Raw genomic sequence first — 21,576 nt, 5'->3', positions numbered from 1 at the left:
CCGACCGAATCTATAACATATCAGGAATCTCCCCCCTTTTACTGCGCACACGTGATGGCGATGATGACGTGGATACCGGCAGTGGATGAGCAGGGCGGAGGCCTGGACCCGTGAGGCTGGTATGACGCAGCAGCAGAATCAGATGCAGGACCTGGACGCCCAGGAAACCCAGGAATGGCTCGACGCCCTGGAGGCGGTCATCCGGGCGGAGGGGCCTGAACGGGCGCACTACCTCCTGGAGCGGCTGGTGGATCAGGCCCGCCGCTCCGGCGCCTTCCTGCCGTACTCGGCCAACACGGCCTACGTCAATACCATCCCGCCGCACCTGGAGCCCGAATACCCGGGTGACGGGGACCTGGAGCACCGCATTCGCTCCTATATCCGCTGGAATGCCATGACCATGGTGGTCAAGGCCAATCGTATCAGTGCCGAACTGGGCGGCCATATCGCCACCTTCGCCTCGGCGGCGACCCTCTATGACGTGGGCTTCAACCATTTCTGGCGCGCGCCGTCCCACGAGCACGGCGGTGACCTCTTGTACGTGCAGGGACATTCCTCTCCGGGCATGTACGCCCGCGCCTATCTGGAAGGCCGGCTCACCGAAGAGCAGCTCGATCATTTCCGCCGGGAGGTGGACGGTAAGGGCCTGTCCTCCTATCCGCATCCGTGGCTGATGCCGGACTTCTGGCAGTTCCCCACGGTGTCCATGGGTCTCGGTCCTATCATGAGCATCTACCAGGCCCGGTTCATGAAATACCTGCAGGACCGCGGCATGGCCAACACCAGGGACCGGCGGGTCTGGTGCTTCATGGGCGATGGCGAAGTGGACGAGCCGGAAAGCCTGGGGGCCATCACCCTGGCTTCCCGGGAGCGGCTCGACAACCTCACTTTCGTGGTCAACTGCAATCTGCAGCGTCTGGACGGGCCGGTGCGCGGCAACGGCAAGATCATCCAGGAACTGGAAGCCATCTTCCGCGGTGCCGGCTGGAACGTGATCAAGGTGCTGTGGGGCAGCTATTGGGATCCGCTGCTGGCCCGCGACACCAAGGGGCTGCTGCAACAGCGCATGATGGAGGCCGTGGACGGCGACTACCAGAACTACAAGTCCAAGGACGGCGCCTATGTGCGCGAGCACTTCTTCGGCAAGTACCCGGAGCTCAAGGCCATGGTGGCCAAGATGACCGACGAGGACATCTGGCGTCTGAACCGGGGCGGGCACGACCCCTACAAGGTCTACGCCGCCTACAAGGCCGCCGTGGAGTACACGGACGGCCCCACGGTGATCCTGGCGCATACGGTCAAGGGCTATGGCATGGGCGCCGCCGGCGAGGGCCAGATGCGCACCCACAGCCAGAAGAAGATGGACGTGGACGACATGAAGGCGTTTCGCGACCGCTTCAATATCCCGCTCACCGACGAGCAGGTGGAAAACGGCGAGTACATCAAGCCGGACGACGATGCGCCGGAGATGCAGTACATGCATGCCCGGCGAAAGGCCCTGGGCGGGTTTCTGCCGGTGCGCAAGCACTCGGCGGCGCCGCTGGCCACGCCGGAGCTGTCCGTGTTCGAGGGCATGCTCGAGTCCAGCGGTGATCGCGAGCTTTCCACCACCATGGCCTTCGTGCGCATGATCACCCTGCTTGCCCGCGACAAGAAGATCGGGCGTCACGTGGTGCCCATCGTGCCGGACGAGGCGCGCACCTTCGGCATGGAGGGCATGTTCCGACAGCTGGGTATCTATTCCTCCGTGGGTCAGCTCTATCAGCCTCAGGATCGCGACCAGGTGATGTATTACAAGGAGGACAAGCAGGGCCAGATCCTGGAGGAGGGGATTACGGAGGCGGGTTCCACGTGCTCGTGGCTTGCGGCGGCGACCGCCTATTCCACCCACGGCGTGAACATGATCCCGTTCTACATCTTCTACTCCATGTTCGGTTTCCAGCGGGTGGGAGACCTCATCTGGGCCGCCGGCGACATGCAGGCGCGGGGCTTTCTGATCGGCGCCACCGCCGGGCGGACCACCTTGGCGGGCGAGGGCCTGCAGCATCAGGACGGTCACAGCCTGATGATGGCCGCCAACGTGCCCAACTGCATCAGCTACGACCCCACCTTCGCCTACGAACTGGCGGTGATCGTTCACGACGGACTGCGGCGCATGTACGCCGAGCAGCAGAGCGTCTTCTATTACATCACCACCATGAACGAGAATTACGCCCACCCGGCCCTGCCCGAGGGCGTCGAGGACGGGATCATCAAGGGCATGTATCTGTTGCGCAAGGGCGGCCCCAAGAAGCTGCGCGTGCAGCTCATGGGTTCCGGCACCATCCTGCAGGAGGTCATCGCCGCCGCCGAACTGCTCAGGAAGGACTTCGGCGTGGAGTCCGATATCTGGAGTGCCACCAGTTTCACCGAACTGGCCCGGGAAGGGCGCGACTGTGACCGCCACAACATGCTCAACCCGGACGCCAGTCCGCGGGAGCCCTACGTCACCCGGTGCCTCAAGGACCGGCAGGGCCCCGTGGTGGCGGCCACCGACTACGTGAAGGGCTATGCCGACCAGATCAGGGCCTGGGTGCCGGGTCGTTACGTGGTTCTGGGCACCGATGGATTCGGCCGCTCGGATCTGCGTTCGGCGCTTCGACGCCATTTCGAGGTGGACCGGCACTTCGTGGCCGTGGCCGCCCTCAAGGCGCTGGCCGACGAGGGGGCGATCCCCGATTCCAAGGTGGCCGACGCCATCCGCAAGTACAAGGTCGACGTGAGCCGGCCCAACCCGCTGAGGGCCTGAGCCCGTTCATGGGCGCGGCCCCGGTTACGGCACGGGCACCGCGCGTGGACAGAATACAAGACACTGGAGTTGCGAAATGGGCAACGTGGTTGAGGTGAAGGTCCCGGATATCGGGGACTTCAAGGACGTGGAGATCATCGACGTCCTGGTGAAGGCGGGCGATGCGGTCAAGGCCGAGGACCCGCTCATCACCCTGGAGTCCGACAAGGCCTCCATCGATATCCCTTCCCCGGGCTCGGGGGTCGTCAAGGCGCTCAAGGTCAAGAAGGGCGACCGGGTCTCCGAGGGCGATCCGGTGCTGGACATGGAGGCCGCAGAAGGCCGGCAGGATGGTGAGGCCGGCGATGCCGAATCTGAAGCACCGGAGGCGTCCGGCAAAGAACCCGAGCCCGCATCCGAACAGGCAACGGACCGGCAGGCGCCCCCCGAACCAGCGGCACCGGCCGGCAAGCCCGGCCCGGCGCCGGGCGGCCCGCGCCCCTCCCCCACCGCATCCATCGTCAACGAGGAGGGCTTCCGCAAGGCCCACGCCTCGCCGGCGGTCCGTCGATTTGCCCGCGAGCTGGGTGTGGACCTGGGGCAGGTGGACGGCAGCGGTCCCAAGGGGCGGGTGCTCAAGGAGGATGTGCAGGGCTACGTCAAGCGTGCCCTGGTCCAGGGCGGCGGCCTGGGCGTGGCGCCCATGCCGGAGATCGATTTTGGCGAGTTCGGACCGGTGGAATCCCTGGCGCTCACCAGGATCAACAAGCTCACGGGGCAGAACCTGCACCGCAACTGGGTGACGATCCCCCACGTGACGCAGTTCGACGAGGCGGACATCTCCGAACTGGAGGAATTTCGCAAATCCCTGAGCGAGGAATACAAGGAGAAAGGGGTCAAGATCACCTTTCTTGCCTTCCTCATGAAGGCCGTGGTCGCGGCGCTCAAGGAATACCCCCGGGTCAACGCATCGCTGGATTCGACCGGCGAGCACCTGATCCTCAAGCAGTACTACCATATCGGCGTGGCGGTGGACACGCCGGACGGTCTGGTGGTGCCGGTGATCCGCGACGTGGACCGCATGAGTCTGGTGGACATCGCCCGGGCCCTGCAGGAAATGTCCGCCAAGGCCCGTGACAAGAAGCTCAAGCCCGGCGACATGCAGGGCGGATGCTTCACCATCTCCAGTCTCGGCGGCATCGGCGGCACTTCGTTCACGCCCATCATCAACGCGCCCGAAGTGGCCATTCTGGGTGTCTCCCGGGCCAAGATGCAGCCCGTGTGGGACGGCAAGGCGTTCAATCCGCGCATGATCCTGCCGCTGGCGCTGTCCTACGACCACCGGGTGGTCGACGGCGCCCTGGGGGCGCGTTTCATGACATTCCTGAGCAGCCGGCTTTCGGACATGCGCAGGATGCTTTTGTAGGAAGGCGCAAGATGCAGGATACAAGAGGCAAGAGACAAGAAGCCGAATGGAGGAGGCACCCCAGGCAAGGACGGTTCGCGGCGGGGTCGCCGCTCCTACGGTGCCGGCGATGGCGGATGTAGGAGGCCCGACCCCGGGCCGAAAGGAGGCGGCGCTTCGCGGCATGGGCGTTCGCGGCGGGGTCGCCGCTCCTACGGTGCCTGGGATGGCGGATGTAGGAGGCCCGACCCCGGGCCGAAAGGAGGCGGCGCCCCGCGGCATGGCGGGGTCGCTGCTCCTACGGTGCCGGGGATGGCGGATGTAGGAGGCCCGACCTCGGGCCGAAAGGAGGCGGCGCCCCGCGGCATGGGTGTTCGCGGCGGGGTCGCCGCTCCTACGGTGCCGGGGATGGCGGATGTAGGAGGCCCGACCTCAGGCCGAAAGGAGGCGGCGCCCCGCGGCATGGGCGTTCGCGGCGGGGTCGCCGCTCCTACGGTGCCGGGGATGGCGGATGTAGGAGGCCCGACCTCGGGCCGAAAGGAGGCGGCGCTTCGCGGCATGGGCGTTCGCGGCGGGGTCGCCGCTCCTGCGGTGCCTGGGATGGCGGATGTAGGAGGCCCGACCCCGGGCCGAAAGGAGGCGGCGCCCCAGGCAAGGACGGTTCGCGGCTGGGTCGCCGCTCCTACGGTGCCGGGGATGGCGGATGTAGGAGGCCCGACCTCGGGCCGAAAGGAGGCGGCGCCCCGCGGCATGGGCGTTCGCGGCGGGGTCGCTGCTCCTACGGTGCCTGGGATGGCGGATGTAGGAGGCCCGACCCCGGGCCGAAAGGAGGCGGCGCCCCGCGGCATGGGCGTTCGCGGCGGGGTCGCCGCTCCTACGGGATATGTCGACGGCCCAAGGGCCGGGGCACATCAAACGAACAATTGGAGTTTTCCATGGGCAAGGTGGTTGAGATCAAGGTACCGGACATCGGTGACTTCAAGGACGTGGAGATCATCGACGTCCTGGTGAAGGCGGGTGACACGGTCAAACCGGAGGACCCGCTCATCACCCTGGAATCCGACAAGGCCAGCATCGACATCCCTGCGCCCCGGGGTGGCACCGTCAAGGCGCTCAAGGTCAAGAAGGGCGACAAGGTGTCCGAAGGCGATCCGATTCTGGACATGGATGCGGATGAGGGTGGCAAGGGCGAAGGGAAGGACGAAAGCAGCCAGGAGACACCCGCCGGGAAGTCAGAGGCCGCCCCGGCCGCGGAGAAGAAGAAAGCCGCCCCGACGCCTGCGGCCGCGCCCGCCGACACGGACATGAGCTGCCAGCTGCTGGTGCTCGGCTCCGGACCCGGCGGCTACACGGCGGCCTTCCGGGCCGCCGATCTCGGCCTCGACGTGATCATGGTGGAGCGCTACCCGGAGATCGGTGGCGTATGCCTCAACGTGGGCTGCATCCCCTCCAAGGCACTGCTGCACGCGGGACAGGTGATCGAGGAGGCCGAGGCCTTCGCCGGGCACGGCATCGACTTCGGCAAGCCGAAGATCGACCTGCCGAAACTGGCCGCCTTCAAGGACGGCGTGGTGGGCAAGCTCACCGGCGGTCTCAAGCAGCTGGCGAAGAAGCGCAAGGTGCGCGTCGTGCAGGGTGTCGGGAAATTCAGTTCGCCCAACAGCCTCGAGGTCGAAGGCGAGGGCGGCAAACAGGTGATCGGCTTCGAGCAGGCCATCATCGCGGCCGGTTCACAGGCGGTGAAGCTGCCGGGGTTCCCCTGGGACGACGAACGCATCATGGATTCCACCGACGCGCTGATGCTCAAGGATGTGCCCAAGCGCCTGCTGGTGGTGGGCGGGGGCATCATCGGCCTGGAGATGGCCTGCGTCTACGATGCGCTGGGGTCGAAGGTGACCGTGTGTGAACTCCTCGACGATCTCATGCCGGGCGCCGACCGGGACCTGGTCAAGCCGTTGGAGAAGCGCATCAAGGGCCGCTACGAGGCCATCTACACGGGCACCAAGGTTGCGAAGGCCGAGGCGACAAAGTCGGGCATCAAGGTGAGTTTCGAGGGCGGCAAGGCTCCGGAGACGGATACCTTCGATCGCGTGCTGGTGGCCGTGGGCCGCAGCGCGAACGGCGGGAATATCAACGCCGGGGCCGCCGGCGTGGAGGTGGACGAGCGCGGCTTCATCAAGGTGGACAAACAACTGCGCACCAACGTGTCGCACATCTTCGCCATCGGCGACATCGTCGGCCAGCCCATGCTGGCCCACAAGGCCGCCCACGAGGGCAAGGTGGCGGCCGAGGTGGCCGCGGGGGAGAAGTCCCACTTCGACGCCCGGGCCATCCCGTCGGTGGCCTACACGCATCCGGAAGTGGCCTGGATGGGGCTCACCGAGACCGAGGCGAAGGACCAGGGCATCGAGTACACCAAGGGCGTGTTCCCCTGGGCCGCCAGCGGCCGGGCCATCAGCGTGGGCGGCGAAAGCGGGCTGACCAAGCTGCTGTTCGACGAGCACGGCCGTGTCATCGGTGCCGGCATCGTCGGCCCCAACGCCGGTGAGCTGATCGCCGAGGCGGTGCTTGCCTTGGAGATGGGCGCGGACATGGAAGACATCGGCCTGACGGTCCACCCGCATCCGACGCTCTCCGAGACCCTGTGCTTTGCCGCCGAGGTGGCCCACGGCAGCGTCACGGACATCATTGCGCCCAGGCGTAAGTAGCCTTGCTGGCCGCGGTTTGATGGCGCCGAGTGCGATCAGCGCACGTCGACCATCGCCCGGAAGACCGCCCCCCCACGGTCGGCGATGCGCCCCCCTGTAGGAGCCCGCTCCCGCGGGCGATCAGCGCACGTGGCCCATCGCCCGGAGGACCGGGCCCCCACGGCGGAGGATGCGCTCCCTTGTAGGAGCCCGCTCCCGCGGGCGATCGGTCCGGTGCGCGCAGGTTGCCGGGGGGCGCTCGCCCTGCAATACTGCCTTTGAGAGGGCTCATCCGGCTATTAGAAGCTCAGGACTCAAGCATGACGCAATGCCACGCCCGCGAGGCCCCGGCGAGGGGCCAGAGACGGGTACGTCTGATCGCTCGATTCCGGCGGGGACCCCCGGCGAACCGTCGCTCCGGTGATGGCCCGTATCGCCCGTTCACTCCTTTTCTGTCGCCCCATCTTCCGCCTCGGCCAGGCGGCGTCGCGCCGCGTGTGCACGGGGTGTGTCCGGTGGGCGGCGCGGTGCCATGCGTCTCCGGGCCTGAAACGGAACACGGTGTCTGATGAGGCAGTGGCAGATCGAATCCAAAGTGCTTGCCGGGTTTGCGCTCTCCGTCGCGGTATTGGCGGTGGTGGGTGCCGGCCTGTACCGCACCACGGTCGGTTTCATTGACACCAGCGATGCCGTGGCCCGTTCCCAGAAGGCCCTGACGACCCTGGAAGCGGTCTACTCCCTGATGAACCAGGCGGAAAGTCATCAGCGCATCTACCTGTTGCTGGGGCTCCCCGAGTACCTCGAGCTGCGCCATGAGGCCATGGCCCGGATGCATGCGCAGGTGACAGGGTTGAGGGAACTGCTGGGCGATGATGCCGACCTGAGCGCTCACCTGGACGAGCTGGAGCGGCGCATCGACGTCCGGATGGCCCTGCTGGACCACGTGCTGGAGGTGCGCCGGACCCGCGGCTTTCAGGCGGGGCAGCGCCAGCTCGCCGCAAGTCCGGGGCGCGAGGAGATGCACAGAGTCAGCGAACACGTGGTGTTCATGCAGGGCGAGCTGAGCGCTCGCCTGCAGCAGCGCCAGCAGGCGGCACAGGCAGGTGCGCACAGTACGCTCACCATGCTCGGCCTGCTGCTCGTACTGGTGGCTGCCAGCCTGACGGCCCTGCACCTGCAGATCCGCCGCGAGAGCAGTGAAAGGCGCGACAGCGAGGAGCGGCTGCGCGCGGTCGTGGATACCGCCGCTGACGGCATCGTCACCATCGACACGCAGGGCCGCATCGAGAGCTTCAACCGGGCCGCCGAGCGGCTGTTCGGCTATCCGGCGGCAGAGGTGATCGGCGGCAATGTCTCGCGGCTCATGCCGGAGCCGGAGTGCAGCCGGCACGACGGCTATCTGAGGCGTTACCTGGATACGGGCGAAGCCCGCATCATCGGTAGCGGGCGCGAGGTGACCGCCCTGCGCAAGGATGGCAGCACCATCCCGATCAGCCTTGCCGTCAGCGAGGTGAGACTCGGCGCGCGGCGTCTGTTCACCGGGATCCTCCACGACCTCACGGAGCGCAAGCGCGCCGAGCAACGCCAGGCCCGGCTGATCGGCGAACTGCACGACGCCAACGAGGAACTCAGGAACTTCGCTTACGTGGTCTCGCACGATCTCAAGGCGCCGCTGCGTGGCGTGGGTTCGCTGGCCGACTGGCTCGCCAGCGACTACGCGGAAAGGCTCGATGACCAGGGGCGGGAGTATCTTGACCTGATGAAGAGCCGTGTCACGCGCATGGATGCGCTGATTGACGGCATCCTCGAATACTCGCGGGTGGGGCGCGTCCATGAGATGCGCACAGATGTGGATCTCGACGCCCTCGCCGCCGAGGTGGTACACCTGCTTGCGCCGCCCGCCGGTGTGCAGGTCACGGTGGAGGGGCCGCTGCCTAGCGTGATCGGAGAGCGCGTACGCCTCCAGCAGGTCTTTCAGAATCTGATCGGCAACGCGCTCAAGCATCTGGACAAACCGGAGGGCAGCATCCGTGTCGCCTGTGCGGACGACGGGGACCACTGGCGGTTCAGTGTGACCGACAACGGCCCGGGCATCGAGCCCCGTCATCAGGAGCGCATCTTCCAGCTTTTCCAGGTGCTCACGCCGCGTGACCGCAAGGAGAGTACCGGCGTGGGTCTCGCTCTGGTCAGGAAGATCGTCGAACTGCACGGCGGTCGGGTGTGGGTTGAGTCCACACCGGGCGAGGGCGCCACATTCTTCTTCACCCTGTCCAAGTCCGGACCGCCCGATCGCGCAGGAGCGCAGCACCCATGAAGAGCAATGCCAGGCCAATCCTGCTGGTCGAGGACGACCGCATCGACGCCATGACCGTGACACGGGCGCTCAGGGAGCTGCACGTGGCCAATCCCGTCGAGCATATGGAGAACGGCGAGCAGGCGCTGGCCTGGCTGAAGGATCCCGCCTCGACCCGGCCGTGCCTGATCCTGCTCGATCTCAACATGCCCGTCATGGGCGGCATCGAGTTCCTGCGCGAGATCAAGGGCGACGGCATGCACCTCAGGCGTATCCCGGTGGTGGTACTGACCACCTCCGAGGAGCAGCGTGACAAGGTCGAGAGCTTTGATCTCGGGGTCGCCGGGTACATGCGAAAGCCGGTGGACTACGGCCAGTTCGTCGACATGATGCGCACCATCGATGCCTACTGGACCATCAGCGAGCTGCCGGAGTGAGTCATGAACAGAGCCCCCGTACATATCCTGCTGGTGGAGGATGACCAAGTCGATCGCCTGGCCTGCCGGCGGGCGCTGGTGAACCATCCCGACTACGACTTCAAACTCATCGAAGCCGAGACCGCCCGCCAGGGGTTGCAGCTCGCGCTGCGACAGACTCCGGACCTGATCCTGCTGGACTACCACCTGCCGGACATGAGCGGTCTGGAGTTTCTCGCCGAACTCGGGCGCGAGGCCGGCGAGCCGCCCGTGCCGGTGATGATGCTCACCGGGACCGACAACGTGGGCGTGGCGGTGGAGGCCATGCGAGGCGGCGCCCATGACTATCTGGTCAAGGACAGCGAGCGTCAGTACCTGGAACTGCTGCCCGCCGTCATCGAGAGAGTGCTGCGCGAGCAGCGCCTGCGTACCGAGAAGCGCGCGGCCGAGGCCAAGTTCCGCACCCTGGTGGAGCAGATCCCGGCGATCACCTACATCGCCGCCCTGGATGTGCCGGGGCGGCTGCTCTACATCAGTCCGCAGGTCAGACGCCTGGGCTACTCGCCCGAGGAATGGCTGGAAGACACCGAGGGGTTGCTCAAGCTGATCCACCCCGAGGACCGGAGCACGGTGCATGAGGCATACGCCGCAAGCTACGAACAGGGCATCCCGCTGCGCTGCGAATACCGCATCGTGACCCGCGAAGGGCAGACGCGCTGGATGCTGGACGAGGCGCGCATCGTCCAGGATGGAAACGGCAAGTCGCTGTTCCTGCAGGGGGTGCTGATCGACATCACCGAGAAGAAGCGCACGGAAGAAGAGCTGCGTTACCACCACCAACGCCTGGAGGAACTGGTGGCCAGGCGCACCGGGGATCTCGAGAAGCAGACGGAACTGCTCAGGTCCGCCAATGCCAATCTGGTCGACGAGATCGGTGAGCGCAGGGAGGTCGAGCTGGCCCTGCGTGCCAGTGAGGCGCGTTTCCGCCTGCTGCTGGAATCCGCCGGCGACGGCATCCTGGGTGTGGACATGGATGGGAATTGCACATTCGTCAACGGAGCGGCGCTCGAGTTGTTTGGCTACGCCGAAGAAGAACTGATCGGCCGGCCGCTGCGCATCTGCGGGGAGCCGGGCAGTCCGGCAGCCGAGGCCTGCGAGGGTTCGCAATGTCCCATCGATGCCGCCGTGCGTTCCGGCGTGATCCGGCGCGGGATGATCGAGCCGCTCGTGCGCAAGGATGGCACCACGTTCACGACGGATGTCTCGTCCTACCCCTTGCGCGAGGGCGAGTGCATCAGTGGGGCCGTGCTGGTGTTCCGCGACGTCACGGAACACCACGAGATGGCGAAGAAGCTCACCTGGCAGGCCACCCACGACGCATTGACCGGTCTGGTCAACCGCCAGGAGTTCGAACGCCGCCTTGGTCAGAGTCTGCGCGGGGTGAACGCAGGCGGCGGAGAGCATGCCCTGTGCTACATGGACCTGGACTGGTTCAAGGTGGTGAACGACACCTGCGGCCACGCCGCGGGCGACGAGCTGCTGCGCCGGCTGAGCAGGCTGCTGCAGGGGCACATGCGCCAGCGCGACACCCTGGGACGTCTGGGCGGCGATGAGTTCGGCGTGCTGCTCGAGCACTGTCCGTCGGAGCAGGCCGTTCGCATCGCCCTGGAGTTGCGCGATGCGGTCAGCGATTATCAGTTCCTGTGGAAGGGGCAGAGTTTCTCGGTGGGGGCCAGCATCGGCGTCGTTCCCCTCACCGCGGCCATGGAGAGCGCAGATGCGGCCCTGAACGCCGCGGACGCCGCCTGCTATCTGGCCAAGGAGCGGGGGCGCAATCGCGTGGAACTGTTTGATGCCGAGGACACCGGCTTGACCAGGCATCACGACGAGATGCGTTGGATGTCGCGCCTCACCCGCGCCCTGGACGAGGGGCGCTTTCGTCTTTATTACCAGAGCGTTGTGCCCCTGGTCGAGGCAGAGCATGCGAGACACCACTACGAGATCCTCCTGCGCCTGGAGGATCCGGAAGAAGGGCTTCTTGAGGCGGCGACGTTCGTTCCGGTGGCCGAGCGGTGCAATCTCATGCCCACCATCGATCGCTGGGTGCTGCGCGAGGTGATCGCCACGATCGCCGCGCGCGGGGAAACGGCGGCAGAAGCGCCCCTGTTCTCCGTGAACCTCTCGGCCATATCCTTTTTCGACGAGCTGCTGCCCGGGTACCTGCAGGATCTGCTCGCCCGCCATGGGGTACCGGGCGGGATGATCTGCCTGGAGGTTCCCGAATCGGCCGCCATGGCGAACATCAGGATGGCCGGTGAACAGATTGCGCAGTTCAAGCAACTCGGATGCCGGGTCGCCCTGGATCAGTTCGCCAGGGGGGCGCTGGCGTTCTCGAATCTCAGGTCCCTGCCGGTGGACTTCGTGAAGCTGGACGGCGCGCTCATCCGGTCCCTGACCGACGACACTGTCAACCGCACCGTGGCCGAGGCGATCCATCTCGTTGCCGGTGCCATGTCCATCAGCACGGTGGCGGAATGCACCGAGTCAGATGCCCTGATCGAGCAGCTGAAGACGCTGGGCATCGACTTCGCCCAGGGCTATGTGCTGGATCGTCCCCGCCCGATCGAGACCCTGAATGGATCATCGGGCCACACCGGGGACTAAAGGAATCTTGGGCAGCAATGACAGGATTCGCATGATTCTAAAGTGCTTTTTGCCTGTCCATCCTGCCGGGCAATAGAACGCTCCCGTGCCCCCCATCCGCCCGGCCACGGCGCATCCTTAATCTGCGGCGCCCGTTTCCGTATAATTTCGCCCCTTGTCCCCAACATTCCCTGAAGGTCTCCCCATGTCCAATGGCGTGAAGAAAGTGGTGCTTGCCTATTCCGGCGGGCTGGATACGTCCGTGATCCTCAAGTGGCTGGAGGACACCTACGGCTGCGAGGTGGTCACCTTTACCGCCGACATCGGCCAGGGCGAGGAGGTGGAGCCGGCCCGCGCCAAGGCACAGGCCATGGGCGTGAAGGAGATCTACATCGAGGACCTGCGCGAGGAGTTCGTGCGCGACTTCGTGTTTCCCATGTTCCGCGCCAACACGGTCTACGAGGGCGAGTACCTGCTGGGCACTTCCATCGCCCGCCCGCTGATCGCCAGGCGCCTGGTGGAGATCGCCAACGAGACCGGCGCGGACGCCATCTCCCACGGTGCCACCGGCAAGGGCAACGACCAGGTGCGCTTCGAACTGGGTGCCTACGCGCTGAAGCCCGGTGTGAAGGTGATAGCCCCCTGGCGCGAGTGGGACCTGAATTCCCGCGACAGGCTCATGGCCTACGCGGAGCAGCACGGCATTCCCGTGGAAATGAAGCGCGGAAAGAAATCGCCTTATTCCATGGATGCCAACCTGCTGCACATCTCCTATGAGGGCGGCCCGCTGGAGGACCCGTGGTTCGAGGCCGAGGAGGACATGTGGCGCTGGAGTGTCTCCCCGGAGAAGGCGCCCGACAAGCCCACCTACGTGGAGATCACCTACGAGCGCGGCGACCCGGTGGCCCTGGACGGCGAGGCCATGAGCCCCGCCACGCTGCTGGCGAAGCTCAACGAACTGGGCGGTGCCAACGGCATCGGCCGCCTGGATCTCGTCGAGAACCGCTACGTGGGCATGAAGTCGCGCGGCTGTTACGAGACGCCCGGCGGCACCATCCTCCTCAAGGCCCACAGGGCCATCGAGTCCATCACCATGGACCGGGAGGCCGCCCACCTCAAGGACGAGATCATGCCGCGCTATGCGAGCCTCATCTATAACGGTTACTGGTGGAGCCCGGAACGCAGCATGATGCAGGCGCTGATCGATGCCTCCCAGACCCGCGTCAACGGGGTGGTGCGGCTCAAGCTCTACAAGGGCAACGTCATCGTGGCCGGTCGGAAGTCCGAACGCGACAACCTTTTCGACGCCTCAATTGCCACCTTCGAGGACGATGCCGGGGCCTACGACCAGAAGGATGCCGAAGGCTTCATCAAGCTCAACGCCCTGCGCATGCGCATCGCGGCACAACGGGGGCGCTGACCCCGGCGGCATGGACATCCGGAGGGCCATCGCTTGAGGGCGCTGCTGCACGCCGGCGTCATGGCCGTAATCGTCCTTGCCGGGCTCGTGCCGCCGGTGCCTGCCGACGCCGGCGAAGGTGTCCGCGAGGTGAGCATCGGCGTGCTGGCCTTCCGGGGTTTCGAGGAGACCGAGCGCATGTGGGCGCCCACGGCCGACTACCTGGGCGAGCGGATACCGCGGACCCGTTTTCGGATCCTGCCGCTGACCCACGACACCATCGACCAGGCCGCCGCCCGCGGCGCGGTGGAGTTCGTCATCACGACGCCAGGGTCCTACGTGGCGCTCAATCAGCGCTACGGGATCACCCGTATCGCCACCATGGTCACCCGCAGGCCCACCGGCCCCTCGACCCGGTTCGGCGCGGTGATCATCACCCGCGCCGATCGCGATGATCTCGTCACCCTGGAGGACCTGCGCGGCAGGCGTCTTGCCGCCGTTCATCCGGAGGCCTTCGGCGGCTGGTGGATGGCCTGGCGCGAACTGCGCACCCAGGGAATCGACCCATGGCAGGATCTCGAGCACCTTTCGTTCACCGGATTTCCCGTGCACCTGATCCTGGAGGCGGTACGCAGCGGCGATGCGGACGCGGGTACGTTCCGCACGGAACTGCTGGAGCAGTGGATCGCGGAAGGTCTCGTCGAGCCCGGTGAGTTTCGCGTGGTGGGTGCCCGCGAGACCGCGGGTTTCCCGTTTCTTCACAGCACACGGCTCTACCCGGAATGGCCGCTTGCCGTCCATCATCACGTGGATGAGCGTCTTGCCAGGCAGGTCCTTCTGGCGCTCCTGGAACTGCCGGTCGAACACCCTGCCGCCGATGCGGCCGGCCTCATGGGCTGGACCATTCCCCTGGATTACGAGCCGGTCCACGCCCTGATGCGGGAACTCCAGGTGGGCATGTACGAAAGCGACGGGGACCTGACCCTGCGGCAGGTGATGTCGGTCTACGGACCCTGGTTCGGCGCCATGGTCCTGTTGCTCCTGCTCGCCTTCCTGACGTTCGTGCTCCGGCTCAACGCGCGGCTGGCGGTATCGCGTTCGAGCCTCTCCAATACCCTGCAGTCCATCGGCGACGCCGTGGTGACCACGGATACCCGGGGCCTGATCGAGTACATGAATCCGGTGGCTGAGCAGATGGGGAGATGCCGGTTGAAGGACGTCGTCGGCCGGGACTACCGGCAGGTCTTTCAACTGGTTCGGGAGTCGGATCGGCGCGAGCTGGTCAATCTGGCGCGTCACAGTGCGTCCATGCGCGAGGTGAGACCCCGTACGGTGGAGGGACTGCTGATCGCCCCGGGCGGCAAGGAGTACGCCGTCAAGGTCACCACGTCCAGCATCCGTGCCGGCAAATCCCGGGTGTCCGGCTGCGCCCTGGTGATTCACGATGTCACCGAGCTGCGCACGCTGACGCGCCAGCTCAGGTATCAGGCGGCCCATGATTCCCTCACGGGGCTCGTCAATCGCCGGGAGTTCGAGGCGCGCCTGTCCCGGGCGGTTGAGGGCAGCGCCCGTGGCGGTCAGACCCACATACTGATGTACATGGATCTGGACTGGTTCAAGGCCATCAACGACAGTCTGGGCCACATGGCCGGAGACCACGTGCTCAAGGAGATCGCCGATATCCTGGAAGGCCAGGTGCGCTCGACCGACACGGTGGCGCGTCTGGGCGGCGACGAGTTCGGCGTTCTCGCCCTGAACTGCAGTCTGCAGGACGGAGTCGAGTTGGCGGACAAGCTTCAGGAGGCCGTGCGCGCCTATGTCTACCGGGACGGAGGCCGTGAATTCCGCATCGGCCTCAGCATCGGGCTGGTGGCCGTCGATCGTCACAGTGGCGGCCTGGAGGCGGTGCTCAAGGCGGCGGACGATGCCTGTTACGCCGCCAAGCAGGGGGGTCGTAACCGTACGCAGATCCATTCACAATAGACCGGCCCTTCCGCAAACCGGCCACAAGGAAATGTCCTTCCATGAACTTCTTCAGATCCTCTGCAGCCGTCACGCTCGTGCTGGTCGTGATGGGCGTTCTCCCGGGCTGTGCCACGACCCAGGAGCCCGGGGATCCGCGTGATCCGTGGGAGGGTTTCAACCGGGCTGTCTTCGAGTTCAACGAGGCGGCCGACAAGGCGGTGATCCGTCCGCTGGCGGTGGGTTACGTACGCGTGACCCCGAGACCCGTGCGCAACAGCGTGGGCAACTTCTTCGCCAACCTGGGTGACGTCACCAACCTGTTCAACAATCTGCTGCAGTTCAAGTTCGATGCCGCGGCCAACGATTTCGGCCGCCTGGCGTTCAACACCACCTTCGGGCTGTTGGGTGCCATCGACGTGGCGACTCACATGGACCTCCCCAAGAGCAACCAGGATTTCGGCCAGACCCTGGGCTACTGGGGCGTGCCCCCGGGCCCCTACGTGGTGCTCCCGTTCCTGGGGCCGAGCACGGTACGCGACACCCCCACCCGTTACGTGGACGCGCGAACCAATCCGCTCTACTACCACAACAACCGGGGGCGCCGGAATATCGCGGCCGGTGTGTCGATCGTGGACACCCGTGCCGGATTCCTCAGTACCGAACGCGTTCTTGAGGACATCGCCCCCGACCGATACATCGCCCTGCGCAATTTCTACCTGGATCGCCGGGAGTACCTGATCCACGACGGCGAAGTCCCGGGCCGGGACTGGGGCGCCGATCTGTTCGATGAGCTGGAGGAAATGGAGGCGATGGAGGCGGAGGAACGCCGGGAAGAGGAGCGGCAGTGAGGCGCTTTTGAAGTGGGAAGTGTGAATTGGGAAGTGGGAAGGCCCCTCCCTGATCCTCCCCCGCAAGCGAGGGAGAGGGTGGTTTTATTCGCCCTTCCCAATTCACACTTCCCACTTCATTCGTCCTTCATCCTGAGCCTGTAGCGGTAACTGATCTGCACCAGCCAGTCGTCCAGGGTGCCGAACAGCCATTCCTTGAACCGTTGCCATCGTCCGCGCGCGCTCCACTGCTCCCGGGTCCAGAGGGTGCTTTGGGCGAAATCCGCCTCGAACACCCGGGCCAGTTCGGCCGCGAAGTCCGCGCGCATCACGTTTTGATTGGCCTCCATGTTCCAGCGCAGGGTCCAGTGGTCCAGGTTGCTGGAGCCGACGCTGGCCCAGTCGTCGCACAGCACCATCTTGGCGTGCATGAAACGCGGTGCATACTCGTGGATGCGGACCCCGGCGCGCAGCAGGCGCCCGTAGAATCGCCGGCCGGCATGCCAGACGGCGGGGTGATCGGTGGCGGGGCCGGGCAGCAGCAGGCTGACGTCCACCCCCTGCCGGGCGGCACGCACGAGCGCGCGCCGAAGGCGCCGGGTGGGGACGAAATAGCCCGTGGCGATCCACACCCGCCGGCGGGAACGGACGATGGCGGCGAGTACCGAACTCATGACCGTCCTTCCGCCGTGGCGCAGCGCCCCCGCCACCTGTCCGTCCGTCATGCCGCTATCGCCGGGCGCGGGCGTGGGCGGCAGCGGTTCGCAATGGCCGGCCCAGCGCCGCCACTCCGATGCGAAAAGCTGCTGCCAGTCGGCCACGCAGGGACCTTCCACGGCCAGCATGCAGTCATGCCACGCCGCGTCCCCCCGTACCTGCGGGTCGAAATCATCGGTAATGCCCATGCCGCCCACGTAGGCGGTCTCGCCGTCCACCAGCAGGAGCTTGCGGTGATCCCGCCAGAGGGCCAGGCGCCAGCGGCGCAACTCGAGCGGGTTGTGAAATGCCAGCCGCGCACCGGCATCCGCCAGTTGCCGGCGGTGCGCCGATGACAGACCGCGGCCGGCGTAGCCGTCCAGCAGGATGTATACGTCCACACCGCGCGCGGCCGCGCCGCTCAGCGCGTTCACGAAACGCCCCGCGCACTGCCCGTCCTCGACCAGATAAAGCTCCAGCATCAGGTAGAGCCGGGCCCCGTCGATCGCCTCCAGCATCGCGGGGAGGAAGGTCTCGCCGTCCATAAGCAGGCGGTATTGGTGCGGACCCCGTTCCGGGAAGGGCGGGCGGTATTTCCTGAGCAGTGACGGGCGGCGCATGCGGGGCTCTGGGCAGCAGGCTTCATGATATGCTTGCACGAATCCCTCGGGCCGCAAACCATCGCGGCCGGACGCCCGGCCGCAATTCCGGACCGGTTCACGGAATCCCGTTCATGTACGCCACCATTCGACCCTTCCTGCAACTCACCCTGCTGCAGATCGGGCCCCAGGACCTGCCGGCCTCCCGGGCGCTGCTGTTCATGGTGGCGGCGCTCTACGGCGTGGTCGGCACCCTGGTGGGCCTGTCCTTCTATCCGCCCGGCAATGCCGTGATGCAGACGCTGGCGGAGCTGGCCGTGCTCGGGGTGGCGGTGCATCTCGCCCTCCACGTGCGCGGCCACCCGGAGCGCTTCCTGCAGACCTATACGGGTCTGGTGGGGATCAGTGCCGTGCTGGGGATCGTGGTTCTGCCCCTGGTGCATGCGGTGGCCCGGGGCGCCCCGCCTTCCGGCGAAACCCCGGCGCTGGCGGGGCTCGCCTACCTGCTGGTGCTGGGCTGGTTGCTGGCCGCCTACGGCAACGTGCTGAGGCATGCGCTGTCGCTGCATCGCCTGAGTTTCGGAGTGGTGCTGGCCATGATCTACCTGGTGCTTTCCACCGCCATCGTCGAACTGGTTCTGGGCGCGGGTCTGCTGTCATGACACACATTCACATCCTCGGCATCTGCGGCACCTTCATGGGCGGCATCGCGTTGCTGGCGCGCGCCGCCGGCTACCGGGTCACCGGTTGCGATGAGAACGTCTATCCGCCCATGAGCACGCTGCTGGCCGAGCAGGGCATCCGCGTCCACCAGGGCTACGACCCGGCACATCTGGACCCCGGGCCCGACGAGGTGGTCATCGGCAACGTGATGAGCCGGGGCAATCCGGTGGTGGAGCATGTGCTCAACCGCGGCCTTGCCTACACGTCCGGACCCCAGTGGCTGGCCGAGCACGTGCTGCGCGGCCGCTGGGTCCTGGCGGTGGCCGGCACCCATGGCAAGACCACCACTGCCAGCATGCTCGCCTGGATCCTGGATTACGCGGGGCTGGAGCCCGGTTTCCTGATCGGCGGCGTGCCCGAGAATTTCGGTGTCTCCGCGCGCCTCGGCGGCGGCCCGTTCTTCGTGGTGGAGGCGGATGAGTACGACACCGCCTTCTTCGACAAGCGCTCCAAGTTCGTCCACTACCGGCCCCGTACCGCCGTGCTGAACAATCTCGAATACGACCACGCGGACATCTTCCCTGACCTGGCCGCCATCGAGCGGCAGTTCCACCATTTCGTGCGCACCGTCCCCGGGGAAGGGCTCATCATCCACAACGCCGACGACGACAATCTGGAGCGCATGCTGGGCCTGGGCTGCTGGACACCGCGGGAGGGTTTTTCGGTCACGGGCGCGGCCGACTGGCAGGCAGCGCTCGTGGAACCCGACGCCGGCCGTTTCCAGGTGCGCCTGGGGGGCGAGCCCCTGGGCGAGGTGGTCTGGGACCTGATCGGACGGCACAACGCGGCCAATGCCCTGGCGGCGCTGGCGGCGGCGCGCCACGCGGGCGTGCCGGTGGACGTCGGCATTCGTGCCCTGACCGAATTCCACAACGTCAAGCGCCGCATGCAGCTGCTTGGCGAGCGGGGCGGCATCCGCGTCTACGACGATTTCGCCCATCACCCCACGGCCATAGCCGCCACCCTCGAGGCCCTTCGTGCCCGCGTGGGCAGCGCGCGCATTCTCGCGGTGCTGGACCCGCGTTCCAACACCATGCGCATGGGTGTGCATCGGGACCGCCTGGCGGGCGCGCTGCAGGCCGCCGACCGGGTGTTCCTGCATGCCCCCGACAACCTGGGCTGGGACAGCGCGGAGGTGCTGGGCGTCCTGGATCATGGAATCGCCTGCCCCGATACGGATCACCTGCTGACCGCGCTGCTGGCACAAACCCGGCCCGGCGACCATGTACTGATCATGAGCAACGGCGGTTTCGGGGGGTTGCACGAACGTCTGCTGGCGGCCCTGGGCGACTGAGTCAGGGTCGCGCCCCGCGCCCGGGGTTCAATCCGGCCACTTTCTTCACCCGGCCTTCGTTCTTCCCCCGGTGCACCGATCCCCGGGGATGCCCTTCCCCAATCCCGGTGTTATCCTCACAGTCATTGTGGTCACGACCGCCCTGCAGAAAGGTGGTCGATGGGGAGGCAGGACGCATGAACCGCGCGGAGCGCATCTACCGGATTCACGGACTGCTCAAGGGTAGCCGAAGGCCCGTGCCGCTGGCGGGCCTGATGGAGGACCTGGGCGCATCCCGGGCCACCGTGATCCGCGACATCGCCTACATGCGCGACTTCATGGGTGCGCCGCTGCCCTACGACCGCGACCTCAACGGCTACCGATACGATCCCGACGCCCCCGAATTCGAGCTCCCGGGCCTGTGGTTCAATGCCTCCGAGCTGTATGCCCTGCTGGCCTCCGAACAGTTGCTGGAGGCCGTCCAGCCGGGCCTGCTGGGCCCCAGCCTCGGACCCCTCAAGGCGCGTATCCGCAAGCTGCTGGAGGAGGGCGGCCACCCGGCCGAGACCGTCAGCCAGCGGGTCCGTCTCCAGCCCATGGCACCCCGCCGGGTGGATGACCGGCTGTTCGGCCAGGTGTCGGCGGCCGTCCTGGAGGGCCTGCCGCTCGGCATCCATTACCACGGCCGGGAACGTGACGAGCCCACCCGAAGAGCCGTTCACCCCTACCGCCTGCTGCACTACCGGGACAACTGGTACCTGATCGCCTGGTGCGGGCAGGCCGGGGCGCTGCGCACCTTCTCCCTGGACCGCATCCGAGAGGCCACGCCGGGGCAGGGCACGCTGCGCCACATCGATCCCGCCGAACTGGACCGCTACCTGGGCGCCAGCTTCGGTATCTTCACGGGCAGCGCCCGCCACTGGGCCGTGCTGCGCTTCACCCCCGAGCGGGCCCGCTGGGTGGCCGACGAGACCTGGCACCCCGACCAGATCGGCCGCTGGGACGGCGAGACCTACGAACTCCAGGTGCCGTACTCCGACCCCAGGGAACTGATGATGGACATCCTCAAGTACGGACCCGAGGTGGAGGTGGTGGCCCCCGAGTCATTGCGTGCCGAAGTGGCGGGGCGCCTGCGCCAGGCCGTCATGCGTTACGGAAACGCGCCATGAGGCGCCCCCGCCGCGATGCAAGGGGCCCGACGGGGCACAGGCTCAATCTCTGAGCCACCGGGGGTGGTACAACCTGCCGAGACAACGGGAGAGAGCCCGGCAGGCCGTTGCCCCACACCCCCATAGGGCGCCCCGTGGGCGCCGCTTCAACAACACCTGACCCAGGGAGGGAACACGTGACATCTGAACCGACAACCGTGGCGTCGCGCCGATGCTTCCTCAAGGCCCTGCTGGGTCTTGCGGGAGCGGGCGTCCCGGTGATCGGCAAGGCCGCACCCTGGGAAATCCTCGTTCAGCGCTCCCCGCTCGCCGGGTTCCAGTTCCACGAAGGCGAACGCCTGTGGCCGCGACTGCGCCCGGGCCAGCCCGTCAAGCTCGTGCGCGAGCCCGGCAATCGCTTCGACCCGAGTGCCGTACGGGTGGACTGGCGGGGAGAGAAGCTCGGCTATCTGCCGCGCCGGGAGAACGCGGCGGTCAGTCAGATGATGGATCGGGGAGAGCGGCTCACGGGGCGCATCGCGCATCTGGGTGAAGGGCCTTGGCCGTGGGAGCGTGTGGGGTTGGACGTGTATCTGGAGGTGAGTCCGTGAATCAGTCCCGCGCCCGATGGCGTGGGCAAAGTCCTCGGGAACGCAACTGCTTCACATGATCTGGCTGGGCCCGAGACGTTGGCGAGTCCCCATTGAAGCATGTGAGTCGTTTATTAATTCATTG

General features: G+C 66.6%; 14 protein-coding genes. 13 read left to right on the top strand and 1 reads right to left on the bottom strand.

What is annotated here, in order from left to right:
* The first annotated feature begins 121 nt into the window (after positions 1-121).
* The 9 genes from aceE (at position 122) to THITHI_RS0106420 (ending at position 16,423) form a co-directional block, all read left to right on the top strand.
* Positions 122-2,788, top strand: a complete 2,667-nt coding sequence (gene aceE, locus THITHI_RS0106460; protein WP_018232258.1) for a pyruvate dehydrogenase (acetyl-transferring), homodimeric type — start codon at positions 122-124, stop codon at positions 2,786-2,788.
* A 76-nt stretch (positions 2,789-2,864) separates the two neighbouring features.
* Complete coding sequence (gene aceF / locus THITHI_RS0106455) at positions 2,865-4,193, top strand: dihydrolipoyllysine-residue acetyltransferase (protein ID WP_018232257.1); 1,329 nt, start codon at positions 2,865-2,867, stop codon at positions 4,191-4,193.
* A 914-nt stretch (positions 4,194-5,107) separates the two neighbouring features.
* Complete coding sequence (gene lpdA / locus THITHI_RS0106450) at positions 5,108-6,880, top strand: dihydrolipoyl dehydrogenase (RefSeq protein WP_018232256.1); 1,773 nt, start codon at positions 5,108-5,110, stop codon at positions 6,878-6,880.
* 547 nt (positions 6,881-7,427) lie between these two features.
* Positions 7,428-9,173: a sensor histidine kinase gene (locus THITHI_RS19745; protein WP_018232255.1), complete on the top strand. Its 1,746-nt coding sequence runs from the start codon at positions 7,428-7,430 to the stop codon at positions 9,171-9,173.
* A complete protein-coding gene (locus tag THITHI_RS0106440; RefSeq protein ID WP_018232254.1) occupies positions 9,170-9,589 on the top strand; it encodes a response regulator in 420 nt (139 codons plus the stop codon). Before THITHI_RS19745 ends, THITHI_RS0106440 begins: the two co-directional genes overlap by 4 nt.
* A 3-nt stretch (positions 9,590-9,592) precedes the next feature.
* A complete protein-coding gene (locus tag THITHI_RS19740; RefSeq protein ID WP_018232253.1) occupies positions 9,593-12,232 on the top strand; it encodes an EAL domain-containing protein in 2,640 nt (879 codons plus the stop codon).
* 184 nt (positions 12,233-12,416) lie between these two features.
* Positions 12,417-13,631, top strand: coding sequence for an argininosuccinate synthase (locus tag THITHI_RS0106430; RefSeq protein WP_018232252.1), 1,215 nt, complete (start codon positions 12,417-12,419; stop codon positions 13,629-13,631).
* A 33-nt stretch (positions 13,632-13,664) separates the two neighbouring features.
* Positions 13,665-15,593 carry a diguanylate cyclase gene (locus tag THITHI_RS0106425; protein ID WP_018232251.1) on the top strand — a complete coding sequence of 643 codons (1,929 nt, stop codon included), beginning with the start codon at positions 13,665-13,667 and terminating at the stop codon, positions 15,591-15,593.
* A gap of 41 nt (positions 15,594-15,634) precedes the next feature.
* Positions 15,635-16,423: an MlaA family lipoprotein gene (locus THITHI_RS0106420; protein ID WP_018232250.1), complete on the top strand. Its 789-nt coding sequence runs from the start codon at positions 15,635-15,637 to the stop codon at positions 16,421-16,423.
* Between the two features lie 116 nt (positions 16,424-16,539).
* Here THITHI_RS0106420 and THITHI_RS0106415 read toward each other — a convergent pair whose 3' ends face one another.
* A complete protein-coding gene (locus tag THITHI_RS0106415; protein ID WP_033336914.1) occupies positions 16,540-17,718 on the bottom strand; it encodes a phospholipase D-like domain-containing protein in 1,179 nt (392 codons plus the stop codon).
* Between the two features lie 113 nt (positions 17,719-17,831).
* On the opposite strand from THITHI_RS0106415, the gene THITHI_RS0106410 reads away from it, so the two are divergent.
* From THITHI_RS0106410 to THITHI_RS0106395, 4 genes are all read left to right on the top strand, one after another.
* On the top strand, positions 17,832-18,359 hold the full coding sequence (locus THITHI_RS0106410; RefSeq protein ID WP_018232248.1) for a hypothetical protein: 528 nt from the start codon (positions 17,832-17,834) through the stop codon (positions 18,357-18,359).
* On the top strand, positions 18,356-19,714 hold the full coding sequence (gene mpl / locus THITHI_RS0106405) for a UDP-N-acetylmuramate:L-alanyl-gamma-D-glutamyl-meso-diaminopimelate ligase (RefSeq protein WP_018232247.1): 1,359 nt from the start codon (positions 18,356-18,358) through the stop codon (positions 19,712-19,714). Before THITHI_RS0106410 ends, mpl begins: the two co-directional genes overlap by 4 nt.
* 176 nt (positions 19,715-19,890) lie before the next feature.
* Positions 19,891-20,862 (top strand): helix-turn-helix transcriptional regulator, encoded by a 972-nt coding sequence (locus tag THITHI_RS0106400; RefSeq protein WP_018232246.1) that lies wholly within the window; start codon positions 19,891-19,893, stop codon positions 20,860-20,862.
* A gap of 176 nt (positions 20,863-21,038) precedes the next feature.
* Positions 21,039-21,452 (top strand): HIRAN domain-containing protein, encoded by a 414-nt coding sequence (locus THITHI_RS0106395; protein ID WP_198005584.1) that lies wholly within the window; start codon positions 21,039-21,041, stop codon positions 21,450-21,452.
* The last annotated feature ends 124 nt before the right edge of the window (positions 21,453-21,576 follow it).

The sequence above is a fragment of the Thioalkalivibrio thiocyanodenitrificans ARhD 1 genome, from assembly GCF_000378965.1.
In the GTDB taxonomy this organism is placed as follows: domain Bacteria; phylum Pseudomonadota; class Gammaproteobacteria; order Ectothiorhodospirales; family Ectothiorhodospiraceae; genus Thioalkalivibrio_A; species Thioalkalivibrio_A thiocyanodenitrificans.
The sequence above is the reverse complement of the archived record's forward strand: the minus strand, read 5'-3'. Positions and strand labels throughout refer to the sequence as shown.